This is a genomic window from Chryseobacterium taeanense, assembly GCF_900099685.1.
In the GTDB taxonomy this organism is placed as follows: Bacteria; Bacteroidota; Bacteroidia; order Flavobacteriales; family Weeksellaceae; genus Chryseobacterium; species Chryseobacterium taeanense.
The window spans coordinates 131,717-145,667 of record NZ_FNDW01000011.1; the positions used below are offsets into that span (position 1 = coordinate 131,717).

Annotated in this window: 14 protein-coding genes; 8 read left to right on the plus strand and 6 right to left on the minus strand. The window is 35.2% G+C overall.

Going from position 1 to position 13,951, the window contains the following annotated elements:
- Nucleotides 1–96 precede the first annotated feature (96 nt).
- From BLR30_RS14515 to BLR30_RS14530, 4 genes are all read right to left on the minus strand, one after another.
- Nucleotides 97–825 (minus strand): DUF72 domain-containing protein, encoded by a 729-nt coding sequence (locus BLR30_RS14515; RefSeq protein WP_089860450.1) that lies wholly within the window; start codon nucleotides 823–825, stop codon nucleotides 97–99.
- A gap of 7 nt (nucleotides 826–832) precedes the next feature.
- Nucleotides 833–3,670: a heavy metal translocating P-type ATPase gene (locus BLR30_RS14520; protein WP_089860453.1), complete on the minus strand. Its 2,838-nt coding sequence runs from the start codon at nucleotides 3,668–3,670 to the stop codon at nucleotides 833–835.
- Between the two features lie 170 nt (nucleotides 3,671–3,840).
- A complete protein-coding gene (locus BLR30_RS14525; protein ID WP_089860455.1) occupies nucleotides 3,841–4,401 on the minus strand; it encodes a helix-turn-helix domain-containing protein in 561 nt (186 codons plus the stop codon).
- Nucleotides 4,398–4,799 carry an acyl-CoA thioesterase gene (locus BLR30_RS14530; RefSeq protein WP_089860458.1) on the minus strand — a complete coding sequence of 134 codons (402 nt, stop codon included), beginning with the start codon at nucleotides 4,797–4,799 and terminating at the stop codon, nucleotides 4,398–4,400. The genes BLR30_RS14525 and BLR30_RS14530 overlap by 4 nt, the downstream gene beginning before the upstream one ends.
- Nucleotides 4,800–5,205: 406 nt before the next feature.
- Here BLR30_RS14530 and BLR30_RS14535 point away from each other — a divergent pair, with 406 nt between their 5' ends.
- Both BLR30_RS14535 and BLR30_RS14540 read left to right on the plus strand, forming a co-directional pair.
- On the plus strand, nucleotides 5,206–5,613 hold the full coding sequence (locus BLR30_RS14535) for an RNA recognition motif domain-containing protein (protein ID WP_089860461.1): 408 nt from the start codon (nucleotides 5,206–5,208) through the stop codon (nucleotides 5,611–5,613).
- 138 nt (nucleotides 5,614–5,751) lie between these two features.
- Nucleotides 5,752–6,537, plus strand: coding sequence for a T9SS-dependent choice-of-anchor J family protein (locus BLR30_RS14540; protein WP_089860464.1), 786 nt, complete (start codon nucleotides 5,752–5,754; stop codon nucleotides 6,535–6,537).
- A gap of 67 nt (nucleotides 6,538–6,604) precedes the next feature.
- Here the strand turns inward: BLR30_RS14540 and BLR30_RS14545 are convergent, their stop codons facing one another.
- Nucleotides 6,605–7,069, minus strand: a complete 465-nt coding sequence (locus BLR30_RS14545) for a BlaI/MecI/CopY family transcriptional regulator (protein ID WP_089860467.1) — start codon at nucleotides 7,067–7,069, stop codon at nucleotides 6,605–6,607.
- Nucleotides 7,070–7,078: 9 nt separating this feature from the next.
- On the minus strand, nucleotides 7,079–7,681 hold the full coding sequence (locus BLR30_RS14550) for a phosphatase PAP2 family protein (protein WP_089860470.1): 603 nt from the start codon (nucleotides 7,679–7,681) through the stop codon (nucleotides 7,079–7,081).
- A gap of 127 nt (nucleotides 7,682–7,808) precedes the next feature.
- Here BLR30_RS14550 and pdhA point away from each other — a divergent pair, with 127 nt between their 5' ends.
- From pdhA to BLR30_RS14580, 6 genes are all read left to right on the plus strand, one after another.
- Nucleotides 7,809–8,810: a pyruvate dehydrogenase (acetyl-transferring) E1 component subunit alpha gene (gene pdhA, locus BLR30_RS14555; protein ID WP_089860474.1), complete on the plus strand. Its 1,002-nt coding sequence runs from the start codon at nucleotides 7,809–7,811 to the stop codon at nucleotides 8,808–8,810.
- A 108-nt stretch (nucleotides 8,811–8,918) separates the two neighbouring features.
- Nucleotides 8,919–10,517 carry a pyruvate dehydrogenase complex dihydrolipoamide acetyltransferase gene (locus tag BLR30_RS14560; protein ID WP_089860477.1) on the plus strand — a complete coding sequence of 533 codons (1,599 nt, stop codon included), beginning with the start codon at nucleotides 8,919–8,921 and terminating at the stop codon, nucleotides 10,515–10,517.
- Nucleotides 10,518–10,738: 221 nt separating this feature from the next.
- Nucleotides 10,739–11,407, plus strand: coding sequence for an ABC transporter ATP-binding protein (locus tag BLR30_RS14565; protein ID WP_089860480.1), 669 nt, complete (start codon nucleotides 10,739–10,741; stop codon nucleotides 11,405–11,407).
- Between the two features lie 180 nt (nucleotides 11,408–11,587).
- Nucleotides 11,588–12,358 carry a DUF6263 family protein gene (locus BLR30_RS14570; RefSeq protein ID WP_089860483.1) on the plus strand — a complete coding sequence of 257 codons (771 nt, stop codon included), beginning with the start codon at nucleotides 11,588–11,590 and terminating at the stop codon, nucleotides 12,356–12,358.
- A 9-nt stretch (nucleotides 12,359–12,367) separates the two neighbouring features.
- Nucleotides 12,368–13,045, plus strand: a complete 678-nt coding sequence (gene radC / locus BLR30_RS14575; protein WP_089860486.1) for a RadC family protein — start codon at nucleotides 12,368–12,370, stop codon at nucleotides 13,043–13,045.
- Nucleotides 13,042–13,944: a hypothetical protein gene (locus tag BLR30_RS14580; protein ID WP_089860488.1), complete on the plus strand. Its 903-nt coding sequence runs from the start codon at nucleotides 13,042–13,044 to the stop codon at nucleotides 13,942–13,944. Before radC ends, BLR30_RS14580 begins: the two co-directional genes overlap by 4 nt.
- Nucleotides 13,945–13,951 lie beyond the last annotated feature (7 nt).

The following is a 13,951-nucleotide window of genomic DNA, read 5'->3' on the forward strand; positions in this document are numbered from 1 at the left end:
AGTTAATTTTTCCAAATAATTCTTAACAAAAAATATGCCGATGAGAGCACATATTTGATTTTTAATTTTATTTTAATAAAAATATTTAACTCTTTTTCATTTAAGAATTTTTTTAAGATAAAAAGAATTTTTGATGGCTGCAGTTCCCCAGGTATTATTGAAAAAGATAAATGATTTATGTTGTGACTTTTTAATTTTTTCTGACAAATTTTTCATGAATTCATCGCTATATTCAGATTTATATAAAACAGGTTTGCCGTGAAGTCTGTAATACAAAATATCAGGGTGATTTATAATTATCTCTTCCGGCAGATTTCCTGGAAAACTTACCCCTGAAAAAACAATATTATTTTCCTTCAAAATATTAAAAATTTCATCAGTCCACCATGATTCATGACGAAATTCGATAACATTAAGATAATCAACATCGATATTTTTAAAAATAATGTCAAGGTTGTCCTCTGTATTTTTAAATGACGGCGGAAACTGATACAAAAAACCGCAGAGCTTTTCTTGTAAATGAGCCTGAATATGTTCACAGAACGCTGCAATTTCTTCTCTGCAATCTTTCATCCGTTTTTCATGAGAAATTGTCTTCGGGATTTTTATGAAAAATCTAAAATCATCGGGTGTTTCATCAAACCATTTTTTCAGGGTTTTGGCGGTTGGTTTTCTGTAAAAAGTAGAGTTGATTTCCACACAGTTGAATTCTTCTGAATAGAGCGTAAGAAAGTCTTTACTTTTGGCATCTTCAGGGTATAATGAGCCTTTCCAGTCGTTGTTATAGAAGCCTGAGCAGCCTATGTAAAGATTTTCTTTTTGCATATTTACATTATTTTTTAATATCTAAATTCACAGAATTAAGTCGCAACGAATTTAAAATAACGGAGAGTGAACTCACGCTCATCGCTGCCGCTGCAATCATCGGTGATAGAAGAATACCAAAAAACGGATACAATAATCCTGCCGCTACCGGAACACCCAAAATGTTATATATAAAGGCGAAAAATAGATTTTCTTTAATATTTTTCACCAGCTTTTCGCTCAAAAGCCTGGCTTTTGCAACTCCTGAAATATCACCTTTCAGTAAAGTGATTTCTGCGCTTTCAATGGCAACGTCGGTTCCTGTTCCCATTGCAATCCCGATATTGGCCTGTGCAAGGGCGGGAGAGTCATTAATTCCGTCGCCGGTCATGGCTACAATTTTTCCCTCTTGCTGAAGTTTTTTTACTTCATTCAATTTGTCTTCAGGCTGACAGTTAGCTTTAAAATGTTTTATTCTAAGCTCATCTGCAACAGCTTTTGCGGTATGTTCATTATCGCCGGTCATCATGATGATATCAATTCCTTCTTCTAATAGCTGATGAATGGCTTTTTTAGAGCTTCCTTTGATTTTGTCGGTAAAACTGATGAATCCCAAAACATTTTCATCTTCTGCAACATAAGAAATAGTGTGAGCTTTCGATTGGATCTCAGTCGCTTTCTGTTTCAGGCTTTCCGGAATTGAAATGTTGTGAGTGGTTAAGAGACTTTCATTTCCTACATAAACTGTTCTACCATTGATGTTTCCTTTAACACCTTTTCCTGAAATATTTTCAAATTTCTCTACTTTTTCAGGTGAAATATCTTCTTCCTTTGCTTTTTTTATAACAGCATTTGACAAAGGATGCTCTGAGTTTTGATTTAAAGAGAAGGCCAGTTTTAAAACTGTCTTTTTATCGCTATTTATTGCTTCAATATGTTCTGCGGAAGGCTTTCCTTCTGTTAAAGTACCCGTTTTATCAGTAATTAAAACATTTACTTTATTCATTTGTTCCAGCGCTTCGGCATTTTTAATTAAAATTCCGTTTTGGGCTCCTTTACCAATTCCAACCATCAGAGACATTGGTGTGGCAAGACCAAGAGCACAGGGGCAGGCCACAATTAAAACCGCAACAGCGTTTACGAAAGCAAAAAGGGTTTTCTTGCCTTCCGGACCAAAAAACTGCCAGAGAGCAAAGGTCAGGATTGCTACCAGAACAACTGTAGGAACAAATATTTTGGAAACTTTATCCGTTAATTTCTGAATGGGTGCCCGACTTCTGCTGGCTTCGTTCACCATTCTGATGATCTGCGCCAATAAGGTATCGTCTCCAACTTTTTCCGCCTGCATAATAAAAACCTGATTTCCGTTGATTGTTCCGGAAGATACTTTATCGTTAACATTTTTTTCAACAGGAACCGGTTCGCCGGTAATCATGCTTTCATCTATGTAAGAATTTCCTTCCGATATTTTGCCGTCAACAGGTACTTTTTCTCCGGGTTTTACTTTTAAAAAATCACCGATTTTAACCTGAGAAAGAAGTACTTTTTTTTCTTCTCCATTTACCATAAGATTGGCTTCGTCGGGAGAAAGATTCATGAGCTCTCTGATGGCATTTCCTGTTTTTTTGTGGGCTGCGGCTTCCATCAGCTGTCCTAAAATAACCAGTGTTAAAATAACACAGACCGCTTCGAAATATAAGGGTGTCTCATGATGTCGTCCGCGGATTTCGTGGGGAATAATATTAGGGAAAATCAACCCTACAATACTGAAGATAAAAGCAGCGGCAACTCCAAGTGCAATGAGACTGAACATATTTAAATTCCATGTTTTGAATGAAACCCAGCCTCTTTTCATCAGAAACCATCCGGAATAAAAAATTACAGGAAGCGTTAAAGCCAATTCGATTATTCCCTGAACCTGATGGGAAAATGGAAAATCAATCAGCATTCCGCCCATGGAAAGTATAAAGACAGGAACGGTAAAAATTAAAGAAATAATAAATTTTCTTTTCAAAATTCTGTATGTTTCATCCTCTCCATCATCTTCTTTTTCAGGCATTCTTACCAGATCCATCCCACATATCGGACAATCTCCCGGTTCATCACGAATAATTTCAGGATGCATGGGACAGGTATATTGTGCTGTCTTTTTTTCAGGATATTTCACCAGATCCATGCCGCAAACAGGGCATCCGACATTAGAATCATATACTTTATCTCCCTCACAAAACATGGGACAATAGTATTTACCTGCCATTTCGTCAGTTACTTTCGGAGCTTCGTGATGATGATCATGATGATGATGTGAATGAGTCTCTTGATTTTTTACCAAATCTTCCGTGATTTCTTCTAAATGCATATTGCAAACCGGACAGTCGCCTCGTTCGGGATAAACCTTGTCTCCTTCACAAAACATCGGACAGTAATATTTTCCGAAATTATCTTTAAAGTTTTCAGGAAGGTTGACAGAAGAATAAGCAGGTTTAAAATTAGGATCTTTGGCTTGTTTTTCCTCGATCGGAACTAAATACATATTACAGACCGGACATCTTTTTCCCTGTTGAAAATATACTTTTTCGCCTTCACATTCCATCGGACAATAGTACACCGAAGACGGAGAAATTCGGTCCTGTGGTTTTATAAATGTTTTATTTGTGTTAGCCGGATCCTCAAGCTTATAATTTCCGATTTCTTCAAGAGCTTTATTTAAAACAGCCAATTCAATTTCTTTATCAGAGATGATGGTGGCCGTATTTTCTTCGAGATTGATGTCGGCTTTGATGCCTTTCAGGCTATTGAGTTTTTCAGTAATTTTTTTCTGACAGCCTGAACATGTCATTCCGAGAATTTTATATTGATATTCCATGATTCTTTCAATTTATAGTACAAATTTCCATAATAAAGTAGGAAAGGTCTTATAAATTTAAGGATAATATTTATAGAATTCTGCTTGAAGCTTAGAGTGGTGTCTTTAAGTTATGATAATATGATTTTTAATTATAAAATTCAATAACCTAAAAATATTACAATTTAAAATCAGATTTGATCGAGCGATTTTCTGTTATGAACTTTAAGTTTCCTGAAGCCGGTAGGTGTGAAGCCTGTGACATTCCGGAATTGCGAAGATAGATGTTGAACACTTTTATAGCCCAGCTTCCCTGCAATTTCTGTTAAAGTAAATTCATTGTAAAGAAGCAGTTCTTTCACTTTTTCAATCTTTTGAAGGATAAAAAACTGCTCAACCGTAAGATTTTCATTCTGGGAGAATGTTTTTGAAATTGCGCTGTAATCCTTATGAAGTTCGGTTCTTAAAAAATCAGATAAAAGAAAATTCTCGGCGATATCCAATTCGCTGATTTTTACTATGATGAGGTTTTTTATTTTTTCAATAAGCTGCCGGGAAGAATCTTTAATTCTTTCAAAGCCTGTTCCTTCCAAGAGATTTTCCAGTTTTTGAAGTTCTTTTTCTGAAACATCAGAAGTGGTTTCTACCTCTCCGAGACTGATATTTTTAACTTCAATATTAACTTCATCAAAAATATTTGAAACTGCAGCGATGCATCTTCCGCACACCATATTTTTAATGAAGATTTTCATTCCTGATTTTTATTGTTCAGTCTGTCTTTTACAAACTCCACTTTTGTTTTTCCGTGTGGTGCAGGATTTCCCTGTTCGTCGAGATTTACCATAACAATTTTATCAACAGTGATGATTGTCTGATGGGTCATTTTGTTTCTTACATCACATTTCAATGTTAAAGAAGTAGATCCGAAAGATGAAACCTCAATACCTATTTCGATGATATCTCCCTGTTTTGCCGAACTTACAAAATTGATTTCGGAGATGAATTTTGTGACCACTTTTTTATTTTCAAGCTGAATAACAGCGTATAATGCGGCTTCTTCATCGATCCATTGCAGTAGGCGCCCTCCGAATAATGATTGATTAGGATTCAGATCTTCTGGTTTTACCCATTTTCTTGTGTGATAGTTCATAGTTCCTGATTTTTCCGGGTACAAATTTAGCATTTAAAACCGGCATCATCAATCGATTTATATTTAGTATGATAAAGAACATTATTTATTTTCTCAATAATATTGTCAGGCTTATATTATTGGTCATTAGGGCTATATTAAAAATTTGACATAATGTTCACAATTTTGAGGATAATTATTGTTTTAATAAATATTCATAAATATTTGATGATGAATTAATACTTTTTAACGAAATTATATTTTGATTGAAAATTTTACTAAAATATTTAAAAAAAAGATTTTGATATGAAATTATTAATCGTATCTTGCACCTGTCTTATATCTGGAATCAATATTTGTTCATTCTTTATGTTGTTTTTCTTTTATAAACCAAATCATTTTTAACATTTTTAATTTTTTTATTCAGATGAACATTTTTGTTTCAAACATCAATTACGCAACTAAAGATTATGAGTTGCAAGATTTATTTTCAGAATTTGGAGAGGTTTCTTCAGTAAAAATCATTACAGACAAAGAAACCGGGCGTTCAAGAGGTTTCGGTTTTATCGAGATGGAAGACGCTGAAGGTCAGCAGGCTATTGAAGCTCTTAATCAAAAGGATTTCAACGGAAAAACACTTAATGTTTCAGAGGCTAAACCAAGAGAGGAAAAGCCAAGAAGAACTTTCGGTAACAACGCAGGCGGAAACAGAGGCGGCGGCGGTTACGGAGGTGGTAGTAACAGAAGCGGCGGTGGTTACGGTGGTAACAACAGAAGCGGTGGTTACGGTGGCGGCGGAGATCGTGGTGGCAACGGCGGTGGAAAACGTTGGTAAGATATTATACGACTTCAAAAATATACGCGGCTTCAAGTTTTTTGAAGCCGTTTTTTTTAACCTAAAAGTATTTTATGTTAATTTTTTTTACTAATTTTATCCGAATTAAGTTAATTTTAAACATTAAAAAGAATAATCATGAGGAAAAAATTACTTTTAGGTCTATTAGTGATACCTTTTATTGCTAATGCACAGTTTACACAAAATTTTGATGCAGCAACAACAATTCCGGCAGGTTGGACAGTTCTGAACGGAGGAGATAGCAAGACATGGGATATTGTAGATTATACAGGAGGAAACATTACGGCGTACAGCGGAACAAATACCATGTCTATCGGGTATAGTTCAACCGCTCATAGTGATTATCTTGTAACACCGGCAATTACAGTAACTGCTGGTGTGAGCGACGCTCTTTCGTTTTATGCCAGAAGCCGTGATCCTCAGTATCCGGAAACTATCAGCGTGAAAATTTCAACTACAACACCTACGGCTGCGGCCTTTACCACTACATTAGCTGCCTCTGTTGCACCTGCCAGTGGAGCAAATTTCTACAAGTACACTTATAATCTTTCGGCTTATGTAGGCCAGACAATCTATATAGGTTTCTACTCGGCTACTACGGATATGTTCTATTTTGATCTGGATGATATTTCTGTAGGTGCTGCATCTACGTTAGCTGTAAACGATAATGCTAAAATAAATGCGGACATAAAAGTATATCCGAATCCGGTAAAAGATGTTCTTAACATCAATGCAGATAAGAAATTAAGTGGTATTGAAATATTCTCATTGAGCGGACAATTACTCAAGAAAATCGATGAAGATGTAAAACAGGTAAATGTATCTGATCTTAAAAAAGGAGTTTATTTATTAAAAGTAAAATCTGATGGAAAAGACCAGTCATTTAAAATTGTTAAAGATTAATACAATACCTAAAAATTAAAAAGACTGTCTCAAAACGAGACAGTCTTTTTTGTGCTGAAAACTATTATTATTTTTCTTTCTTTTTTTTCTTTTTTTTATCCTTACTTTTCTTTTTTTCTTTTTTAGGATTCAGGATTTCATTTGCATATTTAAAGTCAGGTTCTTTCTTTTCAACAGGATTTATATCAATGCTATAACCTTTTAAACCTTCTGCTGAAACAAGATTTTCACTAATCAGAAAGCCGACAATTTCTTTTCCGGAACCATTAAAAAAGTTATCTGAAAGTTCTATCAACAAAAATTTTCGGTACTCTTCCAGTGGAACAGTTGTCTGATACTTGAAGATCCGGCCTTCTTTCTGAGTTGACAGATATCCTTTTTCAATCAATATTTTCAGGTAAGTAGAAACGGTATTCTGATGTGGTTTCGGATCCGGATGCTGTTCCATAATATCTTTAAGGTAAAAAGATTTTAGCTTCCATAATAGTTTCATTAAGTTTTCCTCTGCGGATGTAAGATGGTTTATTTTCATATAGAATTCTTAATGTTGGAACTGAATGTTGCAATAAAGATATAGAAAAGATACCACAAAAGCAATTCCGGCACCCATGAATACTTCTTTCGGAGTGTGTCTTTTTAAAATAACTCTCGTAATACCTACCAAAACTGCTATGCCCAGCCAAACAATTCCCATTGCTGTATCCAGTGCGAAAAACAAAGCAGCAACAAATATATTAAATGCCGTATGCATGGAACTTTTAATGAAATAATTGCTGATCTGCAGGGTTAACAGCAGAATGAAAATGAAGAGCATAACGAAATCAACATATCCATTTTTAAAATAATTAAAAAGAAGATAGGAAATAACACAACCTGCAATGAAGAAGTAGAGGCTTTTTCTTTGCCTTCGATCAGATACATCCATATTCGTATATCTTCCGGTTTTCACATTCCATACAAGCCATATGATTATAGGCAGAAGAATCATTAATAAAACCGGAACAAAGTATAGCAGAGAATCTTGCACAGCATAATTTTTAATACTCATGTAGATGAAAAAAATGACCAGCGATACTAAAGGATTGAAAAAATCTGATATAATTCTTGAAATTTTATAAATAAATGAAGGTGGTTTTTCTTCCATAATTAAGTTTGACCATGTAAATATAATATTATAACTAAAAAAACAATTGGTATCTATACAATAAAAACAAAGTTTTTTTTATAATTTTGCTCAACTATTTCATAATAAATAAGCAAGAGCTCAACACATGAAAGAATTTTCTAAAGAGGTATACCTGAAGTGGTATGAAGATATGACAATGTGGAGAAGGTTTGAAGACAAATGCCGTTCTCTTTATCTAAAACAAAAAATCAGAGGTTTTTTACATTTGTACAACGGTCAGGAGGCTATTCCTGCCGGGTTTACGCATGCAATGGATTTAACTAAAGATAGTATGATTACTGCTTACAGATGCCACATTCATCCAATGGCGATGGGGGTAGATCCTAAAAGAATCATGGCCGAACTTTGTGGTAAAGCTACAGGTACGTCAGGAGGTATGGGTGGATCTATGCACATTTTCAGCAAAGAACACAGATTTTACGGAGGACATGGTATTGTTGGGGGACAAATTCCTTTGGGTGCCGGAATTGCTTTCGCAGATAAATTTTTTGACAGAAAAGCGGTAAATATCTGTTTCTTCGGAGACGGTGCTGCCAGACAAGGCTCATTACATGAAACGTTTAACATGGCGATGAACTGGAAACTTCCGGTAATTTTCGTGGTGGAAAACAATCAATATGCAATGGGAACTTCTGTAAAAAGAACAGCCAATCACGAAGACATCTATAAATTAGGTTTAGGATATGAAATGCCTTGTCTTGCAGTAGATGCAATGGATCCTGAAAAAGTGGCTGAAGCAGCTTATGAAGCGATTGAAAGAGCAAGAAGAGGAGACGGACCAACTTTCATTGAAGCCAGAACTTACCGTTACAGAGGTCACTCAATGTCTGATGCTGAGCCTTACAGATCTAAAGAAGAGGTTGCTATTCACAAAAATGATGACCCAATTGAATTAATCAAACAAAGAATTTTATCAAACAACTGGGCTACTGAAGAAGAATTAGAAGCAATGGATAACAAATCAAGAGATTTTGTTGAGGAGTGTATTGAGTTCATGGAAAATTCTCCGTATCCGGATGCAGAAAAAATCTATGAGTATGTGTATGCTCAGGAAGATTATCCGTTCTTAGACAAATTAGAAAACTAAAAGATAATAAGTCAATTTGAAAGTTTGAAAATTTGAAAATGATTTATTATCATATCTTTTTTAATTTTCAAATTAACAAATTACCAAATTTTCAAATTAAAATAAATTATGGCAGAAGTGATTACAATGCCACGACTTTCCGATACAATGACGGAAGGGAAGGTGGCTAAATGGCATAAAAAAGTAGGAGATAAAGTAAAGGAAGGAGATATCTTAGCTGAAATTGAAACAGATAAGGCAGTTCAGGATTTCGAATCTGAAGTAGAAGGAACTCTTTTATACGTTGGTGTGGAAGAAGGTGGCGCTGCAGCTGTAGATTCTGTTTTGGCAATTATCGGTAATGAAGGAGAAGATATTTCCGGATTAACTGGCGGTGAAGCACCGAAATCTAATGATTCTGAAGAAAAGAAATCCGAGGAAGATCATAAAACAGAAAATAGCTCAACCAGTATAGAACAATCTGATGCGGAAGTTCCTGCAGGCGTTGAAGTGATTACGATGCCTAGACTTTCTGATACAATGACAGAAGGTAAAGTGGCAAAGTGGCACAAAAATGTTGGTGATACCGTAAAAGAAGGAGATCTTCTTGCTGAAATCGAAACGGACAAAGCCGTTCAGGATTTTGAATCTGAGTTTAACGGAGTATTATTAAAGCAAGGTGTTGAAGAAGGTGGTGCCGCTCCTGTCGATTCAGTATTGGCGATCATCGGACCGGAAGGAACAGATGTTTCCGGAGTTGGTGCTCCGAAAGCTGCTGCTTCATCAGAAAAGCCGGCTGAACAAAAAACGGAAGCTAAGACAGAAGAACAAGCTGCTCCGGCTGCTAATTCTTCATCTTCAGACAGAGTTGCTATTTCTCCGTTAGCCAAAAAAATGGCTCAGGATAAAGGTGTTGATATTAACAGCATTCAGGGTTCGGGAGAAAACGGAAGAATCGTTAAGAAAGATATTGAAAACTATCAGCCATCTGCAAAACCGGCAGCCTCAGCTCCTGCTGCAGCTCAGGTTGCATTAAGCTTCGTTCAGGGTGAAGATACAGAAACGCAGAATTCACAGGTAAGAAACGTTATTGCGAAACGTCTTTCTGAAAGTAAATTCACTGCGCCTCACTATTATCTGATGGTGGAAATCAACATGGATAAGGCAATTGAAGCAAGAAAAGAAATCAATTCTTTACCGGATACAAAAATTTCTTTCAATGATATGATTATTAAGGCAACTTCTGTTGCTTTAAGAAAGCACCCGCAGGTTAATTCAAGCTGGGCTGGTGACAAGATCATTCACAGAGGAAACATCAATGTCGGCGTAGCAGTTGCAATTCCTGACGGATTGGTCGTTCCGGTTCTTAAGAATACAGACCAGATGAATTATACTCAGATTTCTGCTGCGGTAAAAGATATGGCAGCAAGAGCGAAAAACAAAGGTCTTAAAGCCAATGAAATGGAAGGTTCTACTTTCTCAATTTCAAATTTAGGAATGTTCGGAATCGAGACATTTACAAGTATCATCAATCAACCAAACTCTGCGATCCTTTCAGTAGGAGCGATTATCGAAAAACCTGTTGTGAAAGACGGTCAGATCGTAGTTGGAAATATCATGAAGCTTTCATTAGCCTGTGACCATAGAGTGGTGGATGGAGCAACTGGAGCTCAGTTCCTACAGACTTTGAAAACTTATCTTGAAAATCCTTTAACTTTGTTACTGTAATTTTCTAAAGTTTAAAATACTAACAAACGCTTCTCAATGTTGAGAGGCGTTTTTTTGGTTAATACTTATAATATTACAAAACAGAATATCATGCTGAACTTATTGAATCAGCTCTTCGTATCTATATTTGATGGAAAATGTTTGACAAAGAAGAAAGTTTTCTCAATACAAATCCATTTAAAATTATTCAATATTTAAAATCAAATCACTATTTTTGAATCATGATTAAAGCAAGAAATATCCATAAATCTTATGGAAATTTAGAAGTACTGAAAGGTGTTGATATTCATATTAAAGTTGGCGAAGTAGTATCCATCGTAGGAGAATCCGGAGCAGGAAAGTCTACGCTTTTGCAGATATTGGGAACACTGGATCAACCGACAAATTCAGGTAAATATGGCACGGAAATCAGTATAGCCGGCGAATCTTTTATCGATATGAATGATAAGCAGCTTTCTAAATTCAGGAACCAGAATATAGGTTTTGTATTTCAGTTTCATCAGTTACTTCCTGAGTTTACGGCTATGGAAAATGTTTTGCTTCCTACAAAAATTGCAGGCGCAAGTGAAAAAGAAGCCATTGAAAAGGCCTATGCTTTATTCGAGGACTTAAGAATTGAGCAACGTCTGCACCATAAACCCAACCAGTTATCTGGTGGTGAAGCACAGAGGGTTGCTGTGGCAAGAGCTTTAATCAATTCTCCTAAAATTATCTTTGCAGACGAACCAACAGGAAACCTTGACTCAAAAAATGCAGATGATCTTCACAGATTATTTTTTGATTTAAGAGATAAATATAATCAGACTTTTGTTATCGTTACACATAACCCCAACCTTGCGGAAATTACAGACCGGAAATTGGTAATGAAAGACGGAATGATTATCGAGTAGCCCCTCCCACAAATTATGAAACCTCTATTTTTTTCTTTTATTTTTTTATCATATTTAGGTAATTTGAAAAGACTTACCTTACTTCTCTATGATTTATGTAAGACAAACAGTAATATGAATTTAATTTATTGTTAAGTCTGAAAAATAATTTTATACACATTTTATTAAACTAAATAATTCATGAAAAACATTTCTATTTTAGTCACATCATTATTAATGGTGGTATCTTGTCAAAAAAAAGAACTTCAAAAAGAAAATCTGTCGCTGAATCTCCCGAAAGGTTTTGAACAGACCTTAATTTATGCATCTTCTACAGAAGGTAATAGTAATGGAGGGATGAATGACGCTACAGAAGTAAAATACAGGGTAGATTCTGTAGATAAAAACTCCAATTACTATATCACAGGAGAAATCATGAGAATGACTTTCAATCAAAAAATGTTTGGTGAGGAAATTCATTTTGATTCCAGGGAAACTTCTAATACGGATGATGACGGGATGGGAGAAGAATTCAAACCGATGATTAATAATCCGTTTATTTTTAAAATAGATAAATTCGGAAATATTCTTGAAAAACAGAAATTCACCAAAGAGGCAGCGGACGAAAGTGCATTAAGTCAATATAATATAATTCCGTTTGCTTTTCCGAGAGAAACCGTGGAAGAAGGATTCACATGGAATGTAGATACCTCTAATCCTGTTATAAAATCTATCATGCCGGTTACTAGTAATTTTACTTACAAGGGTACTAAAAATAACAAGGTTGAATTTGTAATCAACTCGAAAATGCAGGGCGTGGAGGGAATAATGAAAGATACTGATATTGCAGGAAAATATTTTTTCGACAGTAAAACGAAGGCTTTAATTTCTGCCGAAAGAAATATGCCTGTTCAGATAGGTGGCGGAACTGCCACTTTTTCAATTACTCCAAAAATCGAAGGTTTTAATTAATCAGTTTTTATGTCCATTAAATTTTTAGCTGAAGATGACAGGCCGCGGGAAAAATTTTTGCTGAAAGGTAGAAGCTCACTTTCCGATTCCGAGCTGTTGGCCATTATTATGGGCAGCGGAAGCAGGGATGAAACGGCAGTTGAGCTGGCCAGAAAAATTCTTGCCTCTGTGAATAATAATTGGCATCAGCTTAGTCTGTTGTCTGTAAAAGATCTGACTAAATTCAAAGGAGTGGGAGAGGTAAAGGCTATTTCTATTGCCACAGCTCTGGAAATCGGGAGGAGGAGAGCAGGGCAGGAGATACCCGAAAAGCCTGTAATTTCAGGTAGTAACGGAGCTTACCAGATATTCAGAAATCATTTGTCAGACCTTAGAACAGAAGAATTTTGGGCTATTTTCCTCAATCAGGGAAATAAGGTAATTCATCTGGCGCAGCTCACACAAGGTGGAATTAATCAGTCTATCGTAGATATAAGAGTTTTATTTAAAACGGCTTTAGACCATTTTTCGACAGGAGTTATCATTGCACATAATCATCCTTCCGGAAATTTGCAGCCCAGTCGTGAAGATATTGATATTACACAAAAGATAAAAGAAGCAGGAAAAATATTGGGAATTCAACTTCTGGATCATCTTATTGTGACGCAGAATTCATATTTTAGCTTTTCAGACGACGGATTATTATGATTAGAAGACTGAAATATCACGAAATTGATTTTGAAAAATATACTAAATGCCTTGAAAGTTCTGAGCAGAGAAAATATTCTGCTGCCAGGCTTTTTCTCGATATTACATCTTGCAGAAATTGGGAAATATTGGTTTTCAATGATTATGAAGCGGTAATGCCGGTTCCCTTTATTAAAAAATTTGGAGTAAAAATAGTTATTAATCCACGGTTATGTCAGCAATTGGGCATTTTTTCGGAAAAAGATAATGTCGAACTCAATGAAACTTTTCTGAATTATTTTAGAAAAAAATATAATATATGGTATTATGCTTTTAATGATAAAAATTCATTTTCAAGTTCTTTAAAAAAACGAAAAAATTTTATTATTTATCCTGATGAATACGAAGTCGTAAGACAAAAATATTCTCCGAAAAGAAGAAGAAAACTCAGACTGGATGAAGATGTTATTGCAGTTTCTGAAATCCGTGAAATAACGATGGCTGAAGCTCATACTTTTGTGTCGGAAAATATGATTGGGACAAAGGATGATAACGACAAAAAGAAGTTTCTTAAGATTTTTGAGGATTTTCATAAGTCAGGATCACTTACTATTTCAGCATTTTTTTACAGGAGTAAAATCATTAATGCTGTCGCAATTTATCATGATAAAGAAACAGTAGTATTGTTGGGAACTTTCAATAACCGGGAATTTGTAAAGCTTGCAGGATCTTCGGTAATTATAGATGATGTAATCAGAAAAAATATAAAGGAAAAGATTTTTGATTTTGAAGGAAGTGAAGTTCCGGCTATCGAAGAATTTTTCAGAGGCTTTCGTCCCGAATTAAAACCTTATTCATTTATCAAAAATTCTAAAAAAGAAATGCTGATAAAAGCATTTAGCCTAAATTTATCACGTTGATTCTCAG